Origin of the sequence: Sorangium sp. So ce381, assembly GCF_051473845.1 — a bacterium.
GTDB lineage: Bacteria > Myxococcota_A > Polyangia > Polyangiales > Polyangiaceae > Sorangium > Sorangium atrum.
On sequence record NZ_CP150336.1, the window covers coordinates 10,543,946 to 10,562,104 of the forward strand.

Consider the following 18,159-nt stretch of genomic DNA (forward strand, 5'->3'; position numbering starts at 1 on the left):
GAGCGGGAGAGGAGAGAGAGCGCCATGGCGACGATCAATTACAAATATATTGCGACGACACGGAGCAATCATTTCTGTCCCGGCTTCGTGCCCGCCCTGAGCCATGCGCCGCCGGTGCCTCCCGTCGGTCCGGTTCCAACCCCGTTCCCGTACGTCGCGCTCTCGTCGAGCGCGACGGATACAGGCGAGCGGATCGAGATTGGCGGCGCGCCGGTGCTCCTGGATGGCAGCACGATGAATGTCCAGGCGCCAGGTAACGCCCCTTGCCAGGGGACCGGGGGAGACGCCGTGACGCACGTCGTGAACAAGGCGTGCAATGTCTTCACCTCGTCAACGACGGTAGTATCGGGCGATCGTGGGATTGCCTGTACCGGCGACCATGTGTGGCTCAACGCAGCTGGCGCATCCTCAGACATCGCTCAGATCAGCGGGGTGCTCCTGGCGGCGGACATCATCCAGGCCACCACTCACTCCGGCGCCACCGTGAACGTGATGGTGGTGCTCGATCCGATCTCCGTTGCATCCGGCGCGATGGTCGACGAGAGCATCGACATCTCGATTCCGGGGCTGATCCCCATCGAATGGAAGCGCCTCTACAGTTCCGCGTGCATCGGCGAGCACACGCCGCTCGGGCGCGGCGGCTGGACGCATTCGTATCACCAGTGGATCGAGCTCGCCGGTGATACGTTACACCTTCGTGACGCCGACGGCGCGACGATCACGGTGCGCGATACGAAGCCACGCGAGCCAGCCTTCCACCGCGGCAAACGCCTCGTGTTCACCCGCGACAGCCGGGGCGGAGCCACGGTCTTCTCGCTCGACACGCGGCTCACCCGCACCTTTCGCCCGAGCGGCGGCGGACGCGCAGTCCTCCATGAGATCACCAACGAATCCGGGCACAAGGTTATACTCGAGTACGAGGTGGAGCGGCTCGCGCGGGTCGTCGACACCGCGCGCCGCACGATCACCCTCAAGCACGATGGCAACGGCCACCTCGTGCGTCTCGATGTCTTCCCGCCTGGCGGCGAAGGGCGCGCACCGATCCACGCGGTCTCGTTCGCATACAACGATGCAGGCGAGCTCGCGCAGGTGACCGATGCGTTAGGCCATACCGAGACGTACGGCTATGACGAGCAGCGCCGCCTCACTCGGAAGACGCTTCCGACCGGTCTCTCTTTCCACTACCTCTACGATGCCGAGACAGGTCGCTGCATCCGCTCCTGGGGCGACGGCGATCTCCATGCCGGCGATCTCACCTACGATCTCGACCAGGGGATCACGCACTTCACCGGCAACCCCGAACCCCGCGTCTTCAAGTGGCAGCCCGAAGACGGCTCGGTGGTGCGGGAGGCCTCGACCGACGGCCTCTCCGTGCGCGATCTCGAGTTCGATGCCGATGGTCTGCTCCTCAAGGCCAAAAACGCGGCAGGTGACACGCTGACGCTCACCCGTGACCCGCGAGGAAACATCACGCGGATGGCTGACCCACTCGGCCCGCTCGTCGAGCTTGACTATGCGGAGGATCTGCTCGTGCAGCGCCGCGTGGGTGGCGTGCGCACCGATTTCGGCTATGACCACCGGAATCGGCTTATCTCGATAAAGTACGCTTCCGGCGCCTTTCTCGCGCTGAAGTACGATGAACAGGGGCGCCTCGCCGAGGTGCACGGACCGGACGGGCTTCGCGGCGCCTTCATCTACGACGAGCAGCACAACGCCATTGAGGAGCACACGCCTCGCGGAGGGATCCGCCGCTGGCGCCACGACGCGCTCGGGCGCCCGGTCGCCTACGTCGATCCTTTGGGAAGGGTGACTCGCCGTGAGCTCGACGCCCTCGGCCGGCCGGTCGCGCTGCACTTACCGGACGGGACCTCCCTGCGCTTCGAGCACGATGCGCTCGGCCGCCTGACCCGCCGCACGGATGCGCTCGGGCGCGTCGAAGCGTTCCGCTACGCCGGCCTGAAATCTCCCATCGAGGCGATCCTGCCCGATGGCTCGGTCTGGTCCTTATCGTATGACCTCAACGAGCGCCTGCAGCAGGTGATGAATCCGAAGGGCGAGACCTTCGATTTCCGCTACGATCGCGCCGGCAACCTCCGCGAACACCGTTCATATGACGGCCGCGTCTCCCGCGCGCAGCACGGCAAGAACGGCCGCCTCGTGCGCGTGGAGAACCCTGACGGCACCTTCCGCGCGCTCCGGTATGACGGGGCAGGCAGGCTCGTCGCGGAGGAGACGCCGCACGGAGCGATCAGGGTCGAGACGCCCGAGGACCGCGTCGTCGAATACATCGTCGACGATCCGAGCGGCGAGATCCGTCTCTCCGTCGAGCACGACACGCTCGGCCGCGTGGTAGGAGAGACTCAAAATGGCCGGACGATCCGCTACGAATACGACAGTCAGAACCGCTGCGTCGCTCGCCACCTCCCGACGGGGCACGTGACCCGTTATGCCTACGATGAGGAAGGCAACGTCTCGTCGCTCGATCACGACGGCTATCGCGTGGAGATCCAGCGCGATCTCGCCGGTTCGGTGGTCCGCAAGGTCTTCGTTGGTGCGGGCGTGGAGGCGCGGCGCGAGCTCGACCCGATGGCGCGCCCCATCCGAGACTGGGTCGGCGTCGCCGAGCGCACGCTCGTGGATCGCCGCTACGCTTACGATCCCTGCGGCGCGCTCGTCGAGCGCAACGATCGGCGCTGGGGGCTCACACGCTACGGCTACGATCGGCTCGGGATGCTGCTCGAGGTGAGCTCTCCGAAGGGGCGCGAGTCCTTCGTGTACGACGCGGGAGGCTCGCTGAAGCCCGCGAGCTCGGCCTGGGAGACGGGGCCGGGCGGACTCTTGTTACGCACCGAGGAGGCCACCTACGCCTACGACAGCGCGAACCGGCGAATTCGCGAGGCACGATCGGACGGCGAGACGCAGTACCTTTGGGACTGTCGCGGCCAGCTCCGCGAAGCCCAGCTCTGCGACGGCACGCGTGTGCTCTTCAGCTACGATGCGTTCAGCCGCAGGATCAGGAAGGAGATCATCCCGCCCTCCTCACCGGGCGCGCTGGCGATGGCGGAGGCGCCGAAACCCCGCGTGGTCGAGTACCTATGGGACGGCCTCTGCCTCGCTGCAGAGCTCGACTCCGAGCGCGGCGTGCGCATCTTCGTGCATGAGCCGGGGACGATGTGCCCGCTTCTCCAGCAGGAGGGCGCCGCGGTCCATGCGGTCATCACCGATCATCTCGGCACCCCGACCGAGCTCATCGGCGTGAAGGGTGACGTCGCGTGGTCAGCGCGCCACGCGGCCTTCGGCCTCATCGTCGAGACCGCGCGACGTGAGGGCGACTCATCCGTGGCGTCTCCCTTCCGGCTGCTCGGCCAATACCACGACGAGGAGACCGGGCTCTGTTATGTCCGCTACCGCTACTTCGACCCGAAGACCGCGCGCTTCTTGACGCCGGATCCGCTCGAGCTGCTCGGAAGCCGCAACCTGTTCGCCTTCGACGGCAGCCCCACCACCCATGTCGATCCGCTGGGACTCTCCTGCGTCATCATCGGCAACCCGGCGCATGACAAGTTCATCGCCGTGTGCATGACCGAGGTCAAGCCGGACCCGAGCAAGTACGTGATCGCGGTGCACGGGACCGCCCACCACGTGGCGGTGCGAGACGCGAACGGGATGACGACCCACCATACGCCGCGCCAGCTCTTGGAGATGATCGGCGCTGTCGGGAACTACAACAGCGCAGGAAACATCGTCCTCAACTCGTGCAACGTGGGTCGCATGCCAGACGGCGTGGCCCAGCAGATATCCCTCTCCTTTCCGAACCGGTACGTTTACGGTCCGAGTGATGTCGTCTGGAACCTCGGCCTCTACATCGGACCTCCAGTCGGAGTCGCCAATAGCGCGACCTATGTACCCAAGCCTGGCAAGCCTGAACCTCCGCCAGACTACACGCGCCCCGGACAGTGGAACTCGTTCTACAATGGCATGCCCCGTCAGGGCAACCGACACGACCAATACACGACGCTGCCGCGCCCGATCAACCCGGGCTCAAGAACGCAGCCGCTCGACATCAAGCCAGGCTCGAACACGCAGCCGCTCGACGTTGCGCGGCCGGACAATGGACTGCCCTTTCGACGCCCTCCGTCGGGCTAATGGGTTTTCAATGAATCTGTGAGCATATCCATCATCAATCCTGCGTCATCCGCGGAGCAAATCACAGATACCGCGGAGCTCGCTCGCGGACATGTCCGAGAGCCATCTCAACGCCCGCGAGCTAGACAGATGCATGGTAAAGGACGGCGCGATGCACGTCGTCAATAGCGAAGTCGGCGGCGAGCCACAGCTCATCGTTCTCGCTGGCCATAAGCTGATACGGAGGACAGCCACCGACCCTCGCAGCATCAAGCTCAAACAGAGAAGTGCCGCTGTACCTCGTATGAAACGGCACCGAAACACTCTCCCAGTCCCCTCCCGCCGCCAGACGATAAATGCGCACTGGCATGGAGTGCGCCAGCGCGCACAGAAAGACTTGCCCCGAGGATGTGGTCAAGATGCCTCGCACGTTGTGGCTCTCACGGAAGGGCGGCAGCAACTTCCATTCCCCCTGAACACGATGTGCGATAAATTTCTCCGACGACGTCAGCATACCTGAGGCGAAGAGCCCGTTCGACCGATAGTCGATGAAGATCGCCGCGCTCTGCTCATCCACTCCGGGTGGCCACTCGAACCGCTCCGGCTCGTGCTCTCCTCGCCGAAAGATCCACCAGCCAGGCTCATACTGCGGGGATTTTATGATGCGAAGGATGACCTCGCCGGCCCTGGTCACATAAGGACTGTATGCAAAAATACCCTGAGTGAGCACGGGATCGATCGGCGTGTCCGCGCCGTCCGCCCATCTGAACCTGCCGTCGGATCCCGTGACGATCACCCCGTCAGCCCACTCACCAACCCACTCGTTCTCGGGGTGTTCCACCCAGCAGCCAGAGGCGTCGTCCCAACGAACCACCACATTCCTGCTGACTTGGATCCAGAGCGTGGCACCAGGCATCGGCCCCTCGATGGCGCGCATCCCCGGCCCTGCATAGACAAGAGCCCAGACCTGGTCAGGCCATCGGCCCACCATGCTGGTAATCTGCGGTCGGACGGACGGCTTCGGCATGAGCTGCGGCTGAGCGTCCGGAGCACCCGGCAACTCCAGCTTCCGAATCTCGTGGAGATGGCCGTCCTGGGCCCGCGCGACGTGAAACCCGGTAGAGGCGAGGATCGCCCCATGCAGCCTGTGCAACCGGATGGGCTGCGGCGATGATGCGATGGCCTTGAACATACCGTGCTCGACTCCTCCTCCCTCGCTCCCTCACCGCTTCCCGCGACCCCGCTCTCCCGCCGCGACCAGCTCCCGCATCCACTTCATCCGCAGCCCCGGCTCCGCCGCGAACCTTGCCTGCCACGCCGCGTCCTCGGCGCCCTTCGCCTCGCGGGTGAGCCCGTAGCGCGCGATAGCCTCCGTCGCCGTCGCGGGGCTCGCCGCGATCTCCGCGAGCATCGCAGCGTAGTCTTCCAGCGAGAGCCGGGGACCATCGGCCGCCGGCGAGCGCGCGCTGCCGCCCGACGACGGCGCGCCGCCCGACGACGGCGCGGCGCCCGACGACGGCGCCCCGGGCGACGAGACGAACGGGAGCGCCGGCTTCGCGGCCTCGAACATCACTGGCGCCGTCCCGACGCCGGGCGTCCCGGCAATCGACTCGTCCAACGCCCCTTCACGCAACGGCGGCAGCCCCACAGCCGGCAACCCGGAGCTCACCGCGACGCGCTCCCCCACGCGCGACCCGAACGGCAGCGCCGGCCGGCTCGGCGCCGGGAACACCGGCGCCGTCTCGGCGATCTCCTTCGGCGCGAGCACCGGCTTCGGGAGCTCCGGCGCGGCCAGCGACGGCAAAAGCGCGGGCCTCGCCGCCGGTGCCGGCGCAGGCGGCTCCGCCCTCTCCGCGCCCCCCGGCTGCTTCACGAACGGCAAGATCAGCTTCGATAGATCCCGCGGCAAATCCGCCGTCTCGCCCCGCACCGCCACCACGGCCCGCGCCTTCTTCACGGCCGCCGCCCCGCCGCCACGCGGCCTCCGCGTCGCCGCCCTCAGCGCCGGCGCCTCAGGCCGCACCTCCGGCGCCGGCCCGGGCGCGGCGGCGAGGATCGCCGTCGCCTCGGCGCGCACGCCCCCCTCCGCCACGATCCGCTCCTGCCAGGCGCCCAGCAGCCGGAACACGTCGCCCTCGCCGAGCCCGCGCGCCTCGAGGAAACCGAGCGGATCCTGCGACGCCGTGAACGCGCGGAAGAAATCGAGCCAGGCGCGCAGGTCCGTGTCGAGCGGAGGCACCTTGCGCTCCACGTGCGCCTGCGCCGCGAGGCGGTGCTCGTCGCACGCCGCGATCAGCGCCCCGTCCCCCATCGCGCTCTCGGCGAGGCGCGCGGACCAGGCCTCCTCCGCCGACGGCCAGGCTCCGGCGGCGATCGCGGCGTGCTCCAGGCTCGCCTCGAGCGAGACGCCCTCGGCCGTGTACGCCAGCACCGCCGCATAGGCCGAGAGCGGCACGCCCGCGATCTCGGGATCCACAGGCCCCCCGGAGCCGCCCGCCGCGTCACCCATCGCCGCGCACCACGACCTCGCGCAGCACCCGCCGGCCACGGCCTATCGGGAAGACCGCGCGCGCCACGAGCTCCACCCGCCGGGCCTCGGGCTGGATCAGCACCGTGTCGATCGGCGGCCGCACGACCACGCGCTCGCCCGTGTCGTAACGCGCGCTCGCCACCACCGGAAACCCCGGCAGCGCGAAGACGACCGGCTCGAGCGACATGCCGGCGATTCCCACCGGATCCCCGGGCGCGAGGTGCTCCTCGAACTGGAGCGAAGGGTGGGCGACGTTGCCGAAGCGGATGTCCTGATCTTCAGGAGGGAGCGGCATCCGCGTCGCCTTCCACCGCTCGTCGAACGTGCCAGCGTGCTCGAGGCGCGGCGACCAGTGCATCATGATCGCGCCGAAGCCCACCGGCGCATGGCGATCCGACGCGGACGCGTGGGGCCGCTCCGGGTGCTCGATCTGCGGAGCCCTCGTGTCCACGAGGTCCGCCGCGCTCCTCGCCGCGCCGACGCCGGCCGGGTTCCGGAGATCGACCACCGAGAGATCCTCCGACATGCCGCCATACGCCCGCTCGTAGACGATCGGCACGCGCTCGAACGGCGCAGCAGGCCCGATCCCGACGCCGAGGACGCCCTTGAAGAAGAAGCGCTGCCCGTGGACGCGCAGGGGCGTCAGCCGCTGCCTGACCCGCACCGCGACGTCGAGCACCCTCACCTTCTCGGGGGCGATCGCGTCGCCGGTCACCACCACGTCCGTGCCCAGCTTGGCGACGCCGAGATCCGACGGGAAGCGGAGGCTGCTCCGCGGACTCTCGGGCTCCCAGGGCTCGTCGGCGACACGGACCGGCGCGGGGTCGTCGGCGAGCCTCGAGCCCCCGCTCCGATCGAGGACGAACGTGCCCTTGACGATGGCGACCAGGACATCGTTGCCCTCGCGATCGAGGAGCGGCACGGGCTGGACGGCGAAGGGGGTCTGGTTCGCGATGCTCACGGGCGAGGATCCGACGGTGGGTCTCGCATCCTATACGCAGACACGCCGCGATCCCGGAAGATCGCTTCAGGGGAGCCGGCGCTCAGCGCCCGGTCATGTAGAACGTGCCGAGGCACATCTCGTCGGTCGTGCCCTCTCCCCAGACGACATCCCTGGGGACCCGCGGCTGTCCGTCGATGATCGGCTGCTTCTCGGGCGTGTTGTCCCAGTGGCACTCGATCGACAGCTTGTCGCCCGGCTCGAGCACCTTGGGCTCGGCGAGCTTGTAGTTTCCCTGCCAGTGGAAGTCCCAGCGCGGGATGTCGAGCACGCACTCCGAGCCGCCGCCGGCGCGCTCGATCTCGAGGCGCGCGCGCGTGCCGAGCGTATGCATGTGGAGGCCCACCCAGTGGATCTCGATCGGCGCGTTGCCCGCGAGCGCCCGGGAGGGATCGGCCCCCCAGCGGTGGACTACGTCGCTCTCAAGGGCAGGGATCATCATCGAGTCGCCGCTGAGCCAGGCCGGGTTCGCCCAGGGCTGCATCGTGCCCTCCCGCTCGACAGAGCTCTCCAGCGTCACGTCGATCGCGGTGCGATCCGGCAGCTTGCCCGCCGTCAGCGTGTTGTAGTGGACCTGCATGATGAGCCTTGAGCCAGGCTCGATCCGGGTGCCCGCACCCGGCGGGAAGATCATGCTCCCACCGCCGGGCACCCAGCCGCCGAGCCAGCGCGGCTTGAGCCCAGGGCCGCCGTAGCAGGGATATCCCGGGCCCGGGTCGGACGCGTCGAGGGCGTCGAGCTCCGCGAGCTGATCGGGCGCCGCGATGAAGGCGATCACGTGGTGGACGACGCGCTGCTCGCCGGGCCTGATCCCGAAGCCGGTGACGTAACGCGTGGCCTCCTCCGGCCAGTCGATCACGAAGCAGCGGTACTCGTCGGGCCCCGTCTGCGGGGTGTACTCGACCGGCATCTCGAGCGTCCGGTCCACCCGCGCGAGCGCGCCGCTCGCCGGCGGCTCGATCGGCGGGCCCTCGTCCGCCGGGTCGCCCAGGGCCGCACCGCCGTCGACCCACGCCGAGATGGTCTGGATCTGCTGCTCGGACAGGGAGCGGTCGCCCACGTACTCGGCGCAGGCGTTGTCGGCCGGCCAGGGGGGCATCGTGCGCTCGACGACGGCCCGCTTGATGGACGCGGCCCAGGGCGCCGCGGTCTCGTGGCGCTCGAGCGAGAACGGCGCGACGCCGCCGTCGCTGTGGCACCCCACGCACCGCGCGTCGAAGATGGGTTTGACGTCCCGGTAGTACGAGACGGCGGCCTGGACGCCGCCGCCCGCCGCGGCCCCGGCGTCATCGCCGCCGCAGGCGGAGAGGGCGGCCAGCGCCGCCGCAAGCCATGCCCATGAGCCCGTGGTCCCCGCGCACCTCGTCATAGAACACCTGCCCCGCGTCAGCGGCGCTCCTGGACCCCGCCGCCCGCGGGCTCGCGCTGGAGGAAGAACGCGATGACCTCGGCGAGCTCGTCGCGCGCGGCCACGAGGAGCACCGTGGCGCCCCCCGCGACGACGGAGGAGCCGCGCGGCGCCTCGACGCGGCCATCCGGGCGGTAGACGCCGGCGAAGACGCACGACGAAGGGAAGCTCGCGCTGCCCGCGATGGTGCTCACCGTGCGGCCCGCGACCACCGAGTCGACCGGGATGTCGAGCTCGAACGCGACCGACTCGCCGGTGCCGAGCACCATCGCGTGGCGGACGCCAGAGTGCTCGATCGCGGTGGCCATCGCGCCGATGAAGACGTCGATCTCGGAGAGGATCCGGTCGACGCCCGCGCGGACGTACACGCTCCGGTAGGCGGGGTCCCGCATGCGCACCATCACGCGCTTGGCCCCCGCGGCCTGCGCGAGGAGCGCCACGGCGAGGTTGTCAGCGTCGCGGCGGAGCATCGCCACCACCACGTCGGCGCGCGCCACCTCGGCCTCCTGGAGGAGCCCGGCGTCGGTCGCGTCGCCCACGAGCGAGACGAGGCCGTGCCGCTCGAAGGCGCTGTTGGCGATCGACTCGTCGCGATCGACGATCGTCACGTCGTGGCCCGTCTTCGCGAGGTGGACCGCGACGCTGAGCCCTGCGCGCCCGGCGCCCGCGATGAGAACGCGCATGTCAGCTCTCTCCTTCGTGCTCGTGAGGGTGCGCGGCGTGTCCGCCGGGGAGCTCCACCATGGCCCTGTCGATCCGGTTCACGTGGGCGTGCGCGGTGTCGGCGGCGATGAGGCCGCGCCTCGCCGCGTCGAGCACCGCCGCCTTCTGCGCCGAGAGGAGGGCGAGATCGGTGAGGTGGTCGCGGACCACCTCGCCCTGCGGCGTCTGGAGCGCCACCTCCGCCTGGATGACCTGCCGCTGGAACGAGGCGCGGCGCTCGGCGTGCTCCTTGCGTGACACGAGGCCCGCCGCGAGCAGATCGTCGAGCTCGGACTGGCCGCGCCGCGCCGCGATGAGCGTGGCCTTCGCGGCGTCGAGCACGCTGTCCGCCGTCGGGATCGCGACCCCGAGGACCTTGAGCAGCCGCGCGAACGGCAGCGCCTGCGCGACCAGCGTGACGAAGGTCACGCCGAAGACGATCGTGATCAGGCGGTCGCGGTACGGCAGGCTGCTCGGGAGGCTGAGGACCGCCGCCATCGACAGCGCGCCCTTGATGTTGCCGACCAGCATCACGTGCTGCCAGCGGAAGGGCACGACCTCGCCCGTGAGCGCCCGGAGCACGCCGAAGCAGCCGTAGACGGCCACCGCCCTGCCCCCGTGCAGGGCGATCAGCGCGAGGCCGATGGACGCCGCCTCGCGCACGAGCATATCCGCCTGGATCTGCATGCCGACGAGCTCGAAGAGCACCACGTTGAGGCAGAAGCCGCTCGTCTCCCAGAAGCCCTGGAGCGCGAGCACGCGCGAGGGCTCGAGGATGCGGCGCGCGGCCTTGCCGACGATCACGCCGAGGACCACGACGGCGATGACCGGCGAGGCGTGGAGCCGCTCGGCGAGCAGGGCCGTGGCGAAGACGAGCACGATGGAGGCGAGGATCGCGGTCAGGTGATCCGGCGTGCGGCGGAGGAGGGACGCGCCGACGGCGCCGAGCGCGCCCCCGACGGCCGCGCCGCCGGCCATGGCCAGGGCGAGGGCGCGGAAGGACTCGGCGCCGTCGAAGGTGCCGCTCACGAGGACCTGCGACGCGAGCACCACGAGCACGAGCGCGGTGCCGTCGTTGAAGAGGCTCTCGCCTTCCATGATGGCCGCCAGCCGGTGCGGCACGCGGACGCTGCGGAACGCGAGCAGCACGCTCACGGTGTCGGTGATCGAGAGCAGCGCGCCGAGGAGGAGCGCCGCGGCGAACGGGAGCGCGAGCAGCTGCGTCGCCACCGCGGCGGTGCCGAGCAGCGAGATGAGCACGCCAGGCACGGCGAGCGCGAGGATCGGCCGGCTCGCGCCCCTCAGGCTGTCCGCGTCGGCGAACAGGGCGCCCTCGAACACGAGCACCGGGAGGAACGCGATGAGGATGACCTCCGGGTCCATCGGCGCCTTCGGGAGCACGTCGACGACGACGAGCAGCAGCCCCACGAGCACGAGCGCGACGTTGTAGGGAATCGCGACGCGCTTCGCGCCGATCGCGACGCCCGAGCCGACGGCCAGGACGAGGAGCAGGCTCTCGAGCCGCTCCCTCACGGGGCACCTCGCGGCGGCGGCGCGAGCACGAGGGAGGGCGACCGCGGCGGGCGCGTCGCGATGTGCACGGAGTCCGCGTGAGAGCTCACCGTAGATCCTGCGCTACCTGATCGCCTCCGGAATCGCAAGATGCGAGAGCGCGTCGCCGGGCGGCCGAGCGAGAGGCGCACGCGCGCACGCGCGCACGCGACGCCGCGCGCGTGCGCCTCTCGCTCGGCCGCCCGGGAAGAGGTGCGATATCGATAGATCACACGACACGACACCGGCGACATCATCGCTTCCTCGTCGTGGAGCGATCCCCGAAACCGGCTCTCAGCGCTCTCGATGCGCTTCTGTCAGCCTGCCGGCAGCTGAACGCAGAACCGGCTCCCCCGCCCCCCGTTGTCCGTCACGTCGATCCTGCCGCCGTGTGCCTCGACGACCAGCCGGCAGAACGTCAGCCCGAGGCCGCGGCCGGCCGAAGTGATCGCGCCCCCGTCGGCGAGCCGCGCGTACTTGTCGAAGATGCGGTCGCGCAGGTGGACCGGGATCCCCAGGCCCTCGTCGCACACGTTGAGCTCGACCCAGCCCGGGCCGAGCCACCGCGCCTCGAGGCGCACCGCGCCGTGCGGCGGGCTGTGGCGAAGCGCGTTGTCGACGAGGTTCAGCAGGACGCGCCGCACGAGCTCCTCATCGGCGCGGAGAAGGCAGCTCGGCATGGCGGGGCAGAGCTCGATGCGCTGCCCGCGCGACGCAGCGAGCGGCTCCAGGATCTCGGCGACACCTTCGAACAGCGACGCAGGGTCGAGCTCGGTGAGCCGCAGGACGAACATCCCATGCTGGCGGCTCGCGACGTCGAGCAGGTTCAGCGCGGTGCGCTGGATGACCTCGGCCGAGGTGAGGACGGCATTCCATCGGCGCCGCTCCGGCTCCGGAAGATCCTGCTTCTTCAGGCGTGCCTGCGCGGCGAGGATGATGCCGGCGGCGGGACTCCTGAGATCGTGCGCGAGGAACTCGCTCAGCGCCTCGTTCTGCCGCTGGAGCTCCTCCAGGGCCTGTTGCCTCTCCGCGAGATCGCGGTTCGCCGCCTCGACCTCGCGCGCCCGCGCCTTGCCCTTCTCCAGGCCGTCGTGGAGCGCGACGTTCTCCAGGGCCACGGCGGCGCTGCCGGCGAGCGCCTGGAGCAGCGTCACCTCGCTCTGCGCGATCTCACGTTTGGAGCTCCAGTAGGTCCCGATCGCCCCGAGAGGAGCGCGCGCGCGGATCGGCACCATCGCCATGCTCCGCACGTAGGTCGGCCGATAAGCGTCGATCGGGACGCGGGGATCGCGCGTGATGTCGCCGATGACCGCCGGCTTCCGATTCAGCATCACCCAGCCGCTGACGCACGCCGACATCGGAAACCGTTTCCCCTGCCAGAGCGGGGCGATCGAGTCCTCCTGCGCATAGTAACAGAGGTCACCGTCGCGGAGCACGAAGGACGCGCCGTCGGCGCCCGTGAGGTCGCGGGCGGCCCGATCGACAATCTGCATGATCGTCTGGAGGTCGCGGGCCAGCGAGAGGTCCTGCACGACGCTGATGAGGCGATCGCAAGGATGGAGTTGTCGGAAACTCGGGTCCGAGTCAGCGAGTCTCTCGTGGCCCTCGGGTTCCATTCCGTACGATGTCTAACGCGCGCTGGCGCGCACGACAAGGCGAGCGCGACGCGTCAAACGACGTTCCCCGGCGCGGGCGGCCGCCAGCGCCCGCGCGCCCGCCTCGCGCTCGGCGGCCGTGCGGCGGCGGCCGCTCTCCACGCGGCGAGCCCGAGGCCGACCTCTCGATGGATCACGCGCGTCTCCGAGCGCCGCGCCCGCTCGCGTCCTCGCACAAACAGCAGAACCCACCTTCCGCCACAACCGCTGTCGGCCATCGCTTCATGCCGAGCGCCGAGGGGCGATGTGGTGGGGCGGCGGGCCCTCGCCGTCGGGCCGGGTCGCGCGCGCCTCGATCCGCCGCGGCGCGTCTAGCGATGAGGCTGGCGCCTCGGCGCCCCCAAATGATATCACCAGGTTACGGTTCGCCATGGTGCCAGGCTCGATGACCCCAGCGCCGAGGATCAGAGCAGCATCCCACCTCTTCGCACCCGGTGTCCTGACGGCGCTCACAGCGCGTTTGTTCACCCACCGTGAGAGGCGTGGGGCTGGCGCGCCGAGGATCGTCGCTTCTGGCCTCTTGCAAGGACTCAATGGACGACAGGCTCGCTTCGCTCTCATGTAAGACACTGCTTGACGGCACACCCACACCGCTGGCGTTGCTCTCCAGCGCCGGCGAGGTGGTCGCCTGCAACGCGGCCTGGGAGAGCTGCGTTGGCCCGTCCGGGCGGCTCCTCGAGCGCGTTCACGAGGACGATCGGGGAGAGCTGTCGGCCCGGATCACGGGCGCGCGCGCCGCCGCGGTCAGCGTCTCCGCCGCGGCGCGCGTCGTGGGCGCCCGCGGGGAGATCGTCCCGCTGCACTGGACGCTGTGGCGCGCCGACGACACGGCGCTCTGGGCCGCCGTGAAGCCCGATCGCGGGGCGTGGGAGGCTCAGGCGCGCATCCTCGTCGACGTGTTCCAGACGATGGATGCGATCGTCTGGTGGTGCGATCGGGCGGGCACGCTCCACGTCTCCGACGGCAACGGGCTCGAGAGCATGGGGCTCAAGCGACATCAGCTCGTCGGAATGAACATGTTCGATCTCTACGGCGCGGACGCGGAGATCATGGGCCTGTGCAACCGCGTCCTCGAGGGGGAGCCCGTCCGCACGGACACCGTGGCCGGGGGCGTGCACTGGATCGTGCACTACGCGCCCCGCCGGAACGATGACGGCGAGATCGTGGGCGTCCAGACGTTCGGCATCAACCTGGCCGACGACGTCAGGCTCGCGGTGAAGGGGGAGCTGCTCCGCGCTTGCATCGACAGCATGCCCATCGCCATCCTGGCGTTCGACAGGACCGGCAGCTGCGTGATCGCGCAGGGCGGGGCGCTCGCGCAGATCGGTTGTACGGAGCGAGGCGAGCTGGGCAAGCACATGCGCGAGCTGTGCGGCGACACCGAGGATGTTCGCGCGGCCTTCGAGCAGGCCCTCTCCGGGGAGATCGCGCAGGTCGAGCAGGTCCGGCGAGACAGGATCTGGCGGACCAGGTTCGTTCCCCAGAAAGACGTCCTCGGGGAGACCACCGGCGTCGGCGCCATCTGCGAGGACATCACGCAGCAGCTCCGCGTCGAGCAGCAGCTCCGGGAGCAGCTGCGGTTGACGCAGGATCAGCAGGAGTCGATCGCGCGGCTGTCGAGCCCCATCATCGAGGTCTGGCAGGACGTGCTCATCGTCCCCTTGATCGGCTCTGTCGACGCGGATCGCGCGGCGATGGTGATGGAGTCGCTGCTCGCGAGCGTGGTGGAGAAGCAATCCGCCTTCGCCATCCTCGACCTCACCGGGCTCGATTCGGTCGACACGACGACGGCGCAGCACCTCATCAAGATCATCAATGGATTGACGCTGCTCGGCTGCAAGGGCGTGGTCACCGGCATCCGCCCGCCGGTCGCGCAGACGATGGTCGGCCTCGGCTTCGATCTGTCGCAGGTCAAGACGCTGCGCAGCCTGAAGGAGGCGCTGCGCTGGTGCATGGGCGCGCGGCGCGGCGGAAGCGCCGCGCCGCGCCGCCTGGAGCGCGGCTGAGGCGCGCGCCGGCCGCACCGCGTGGAGGGCGGTGCGGCGCGGCGCTGGCTCGACTCAGTCGATGCGGTGGCGACTCAGTGGCTCGTCGGATCCGCGGGATCCGTGCCCGCGTCGCACTCATCGCCGTCGAGGAACCCGTCGCCGTCGCGGTCGATGCCGATGCGCGTGCCCGAGCCCGGCGGCACGCAGGTGTACGTCACCGGGTGCCCGGTGAGCGCGGCGAGCGAGCGCAGGACGAGATCGCTCAAGGGCGGGGCCGCGGCGCGCGCCGTGGTGAACTGGCCACCTCCGATATAGAGCAGGCCTGTCTCCTCGAGGAGGAACGGGAGCTTCGCCACGAGGTCGCACTCCCCGGCCTCGGCGCGCTGGCGGAGCAGGTCGATGCGCGGCCAGGCCGCCGTGGCGTTGAGCGAGCCGAGCGTGACCTGCTGCCCGACGATGGGGGCGAGGTTCGTGTCGAACGCCAGCATGAACTCCACGGCCTGCTCGCGGAGGAGCTCCCCGGGCGCGCCGGGCGGGAAGCCGTTCGGCGAGAACTCGCTCTGCTCGAAGCCGATCGCCTGGTGGAAGCGGAACAGCGTGTCCATCACGCCGTCGTGCATGAACCCGAAGCCGCGGATCTGGTCCCCCTTGAAGTCGTTGTCTCCCGGGTGGAAGAGGCTCAGGACCGGGGCCATGCCGAACATGCCGATCTTCTGGTACATGTTCCGCAGGTGCGGGATCTTGAAGCTCTGGCCGTTCTCCTGGCCGATGCTCGCGCCGTCCGTCCCGAAGAAGCCGGGGAAATCGCTGGCACCGGCGTTCCCGTCCGGGTCGAGGGTATGGCAGGAATTGCACGAGAAGGTCCCTGCGCCGCCTTCGCGGAAGAAGTGATCGCGCCCGGCCTGTTGATCGGCGTTCAGCGAGTTGTCGAGGTTCCGGATCGGGTTCGGCGGATACGAGAGCTGGAGGATGAAGTCCGTGAACGCCTCCATGTCCTCGTCGGGGATCGGCGCGTGCCGGCCGAGCAGGTTGGTGAAGCCGCCCTGGAACTTCTTGAACCCCGCGCGCTCGTCGAAGGCCCCGCTGTCCGGCTGCGCGGTGGACGCGTCGTTGCCGCCCGTGCGGTCGCCGCGCCAGTGCATCGGGCCGTGGTTGGCCATGCCGCGCAGGCTCTGGGTCGTCATGGGCCCTTTCATGGGCTTCAGCGAGGTATCGGCGGGGAACGGCGGGTTGATGTTCGTGAACGGCCCAGGGTTCGTCACGGTCTCCCCGTCGGGGTTGCCGAGGTCCCATGCCAGGCTATCGAGGTCGCCGAAGACGTGGCAGCTCGCGCACGACGAGTCGCCGTGGGCCGACGAGAAGCTCGCGTCATGGAGGAACCTCCGCCCGCGGACCACGCTCTCCGGCTCGGGGTTGTGGAGGGCGATGTGGGCCGTCTCGGCGTGCGTGGACGTGTTGACGACGGAGATGGAGTTGTCGAAGCGCGTGAGCACGTACAGCCGGCCGCGCGGCTGATCGAGCGCGAGCCCGCTCGGCCCGCCGCCGGTGACCTGGATCTGGCTCGCGAGGCTCGGCGTGAAGGTGTCATTCTCGATCTGGGCCGTCTGGAAGACGCCGACCTTGCTCGACCCGAACGCGGCGACGTAGAGCTTCGATCCGTCGCTCGTCACCGCCATGTCGACCGGCGTGGCCAGGCTCTTCGCGTTCTCGGCGTTGGGCACCGGAGCGCAGCAGGTCGAGTAATCGATGTGCTTGTTCAGGTGCCGCGGCAGGACCGAGCCGCCGCTGCCGAGCACGGAGATCCGGCTCTCGTGCAGGTGTCCACGGACGCTCGTGCCCGCGAAGGTGCCCGGGCCCTCGAAGCGATCGAGGTTGAACGCCTCGGTGTTGGAGACGTAGACCTTCCCGTTCGCCGGGTTGACGACCATGTTGTAGAGGACGGTCCCGACGCCGGTGAAGAAGCCGGCGCTGCCGGGCCGCTGGACAGGGGGATTGGCCGTGGCGTCGATGACGAAGACGTCCTTGTCCGGCAGCGAGAACATGACCGAGTCGTCCCAGGGGTTGCCCCCGGCGTCGACCCAGTGGGCGCCGTTGTGCTGGACGATGAGCGACGTCGTCAGCTGCGGCTCCCCGAGGTGGTTGGTGAACGGCGGCAGCATGCCGCCTTCGTCCTCCACGATCGCGCGGTGCACGGCGGTCGTGCGGTTGCCGGTGTGGAAGCCGGCGGCGTACACCGAGGCCCCGTCCGGGCTGACCGCGAGCGCCCGCGGCGTGTCGGTGAAGAAGGAGAGGATCGTGAGGGGCGTGCCCCCGAGCGACGGTTGGGTCGCGACGGCGTTCGCGTTGAACACCCAGACGTCGGCGCGGCCGACCCCGGGCGTCGTCAGCTGCGGATCGAACGGGGCGTTCTGGCCCCGGTGGGCGGCGGTGATGAACGCGCGCGAACGCCCGGGACCAGCGAAGACGATGTCCCGCGGCTCGTCCCCGACGAGGAGCGTGCGCACGACCCGCGGCCGCAAGGGGAACGAGACGTCGACGACGCTGACGCTATCGGAGAGGTGATTGACGACCCACACCTCGCCGTCGTTGCGCGCCGCGACGGCGACGGGCTCGAGGCCCACGCTCACGGAAGAGATGTGCGTCAGACCACCCGACGAGACGTAGAAGATCTCCAGGCGGCCGTCGGGTGTATTGGCCGCGAAGAGCAGGTTACGACTTGGTGAGAGCGCGAGCGGTCGGACCTGACCGCTCTCGAAGAGGGTGTACGACGGAGCCGCCTCCGCGGGGGGTCCGACAGCGAGGCAAACGAGCGTGGCAGCGGTGAAGAGCAGGCGATTCTGGGAGCGCAGTGCACGATGTGGGCGCATACCGACCTCCTTGCCAGGGGGCTTTGGCAAAAGGACTCCTCAGTGTAGAAGTGCACGGTTATCCTTGAGGAATCAAGAACTTCCTGATGTCGTTAGCGTGCTCCCTGTTGCGCAGCCAACAAGGGTGACGTCGTGATGCGGCCGTGTCGCATTTGTCGAGTGTCTCGCCGCGTGTCGCGTCGTGTGGCTCGTCGCGTGTATGCGCGAACTGCCTACACAGTGGCCGCGTCAACGACTGTGGTGTTCACCAGCGGAGGCTCCGGCGCGCCGTGAGCGCAGCTCGCCGCGAGGACCGCCAAGGAGAAGGAGAGCGGCGCCGCGCGCGCCGCGAGA

The 18,159-nt window shown here is 69.5% G+C and carries 10 protein-coding genes; 2 read left to right on the forward strand and 8 right to left on the reverse strand.

What is annotated here, in order from left to right; all coding sequences use genetic code 11:
- Positions 1-24 precede the first annotated feature (24 nt).
- A complete protein-coding gene (locus tag WMF29_RS39560) occupies positions 25-4,146 on the forward strand; it encodes an RHS repeat-associated core domain-containing protein (RefSeq protein WP_437325256.1) in 4,122 nt (1,373 codons plus the stop codon).
- A 121-nt stretch (positions 4,147-4,267) separates the two neighbouring features.
- Here the strand turns inward: WMF29_RS39560 and WMF29_RS39565 are convergent, their stop codons facing one another.
- From WMF29_RS39565 to WMF29_RS39595, 7 genes are all read right to left on the reverse strand, one after another.
- Positions 4,268-5,317 (reverse strand): hypothetical protein, encoded by a 1,050-nt coding sequence (locus tag WMF29_RS39565; RefSeq protein WP_437325257.1) that lies wholly within the window; start codon positions 5,315-5,317, stop codon positions 4,268-4,270.
- Between the two features lie 30 nt (positions 5,318-5,347).
- Complete coding sequence (locus WMF29_RS39570; RefSeq protein ID WP_437325258.1) at positions 5,348-6,634, reverse strand: hypothetical protein; 1,287 nt, start codon at positions 6,632-6,634, stop codon at positions 5,348-5,350.
- The gene (locus WMF29_RS39575; RefSeq protein WP_437325259.1) at positions 6,627-7,616 is read right to left on the reverse strand and encodes a DUF2169 family type VI secretion system accessory protein; all 990 of its coding nucleotides are present in this window, start codon (positions 7,614-7,616) and stop codon (positions 6,627-6,629) included. Before WMF29_RS39575 ends, WMF29_RS39570 begins: the two co-directional genes overlap by 8 nt.
- An 82-nt stretch (positions 7,617-7,698) precedes the next feature.
- Positions 7,699-9,024, reverse strand: a complete 1,326-nt coding sequence (locus tag WMF29_RS39580) for a monooxygenase (protein ID WP_437325260.1) — start codon at positions 9,022-9,024, stop codon at positions 7,699-7,701.
- A gap of 17 nt (positions 9,025-9,041) precedes the next feature.
- Positions 9,042-9,746, reverse strand: coding sequence for a potassium channel family protein (locus tag WMF29_RS39585; protein ID WP_437325261.1), 705 nt, complete (start codon positions 9,744-9,746; stop codon positions 9,042-9,044).
- A gap of 1 nt (position 9,747) precedes the next feature.
- The gene (locus tag WMF29_RS39590) at positions 9,748-11,298 is read right to left on the reverse strand and encodes a cation:proton antiporter (protein ID WP_272102636.1); all 1,551 of its coding nucleotides are present in this window, start codon (positions 11,296-11,298) and stop codon (positions 9,748-9,750) included.
- A 335-nt stretch (positions 11,299-11,633) separates the two neighbouring features.
- Positions 11,634-12,932: an ATP-binding protein gene (locus WMF29_RS39595; protein ID WP_437325262.1), complete on the reverse strand. Its 1,299-nt coding sequence runs from the start codon at positions 12,930-12,932 to the stop codon at positions 11,634-11,636.
- Between the two features lie 638 nt (positions 12,933-13,570).
- Here WMF29_RS39595 and WMF29_RS39600 point away from each other — a divergent pair.
- On the forward strand, positions 13,571-14,977 hold the full coding sequence (locus tag WMF29_RS39600; RefSeq protein WP_437325263.1) for a PAS domain-containing protein: 1,407 nt from the start codon (positions 13,571-13,573) through the stop codon (positions 14,975-14,977).
- Between the two features lie 74 nt (positions 14,978-15,051).
- Here WMF29_RS39600 and WMF29_RS39605 read toward each other — a convergent pair whose 3' ends face one another.
- Positions 15,052-17,826: a hypothetical protein gene (locus WMF29_RS39605; RefSeq protein ID WP_437325264.1), complete on the reverse strand. Its 2,775-nt coding sequence runs from the start codon at positions 17,824-17,826 to the stop codon at positions 15,052-15,054.
- Between the last annotated feature and the right edge of the window lie 333 nt (positions 17,827-18,159).

Coding starts and splice junctions, on each gene's coding strand:
- WMF29_RS39570 (WP_437325258.1), bottom strand. CDS start 6,634: ATGGGTGACGCGGCGGGCGGCTCCGGGGGGCCTGTGGATCCCGAGATC.
- WMF29_RS39580 (WP_437325260.1), bottom strand. CDS start 9,024: ATGACGAGGTGCGCGGGGACCACGGGCTCATGGGCATGGCTTGCGGCG.
- WMF29_RS39605 (WP_437325264.1), bottom strand. CDS start 17,826: ATGCGCCCACATCGTGCACTGCGCTCCCAGAATCGCCTGCTCTTCACC.
- WMF29_RS39585 (WP_437325261.1), bottom strand. CDS start 9,746: ATGCGCGTTCTCATCGCGGGCGCCGGGCGCGCAGGGCTCAGCGTCGCG.
- WMF29_RS39560 (WP_437325256.1), top strand. CDS start 25: ATGGCGACGATCAATTACAAATATATTGCGACGACACGGAGCAATCAT.
- WMF29_RS39595 (WP_437325262.1), bottom strand. CDS start 12,932: ATGGAACCCGAGGGCCACGAGAGACTCGCTGACTCGGACCCGAGTTTC.
- WMF29_RS39565 (WP_437325257.1), bottom strand. CDS start 5,317: ATGTTCAAGGCCATCGCATCATCGCCGCAGCCCATCCGGTTGCACAGG.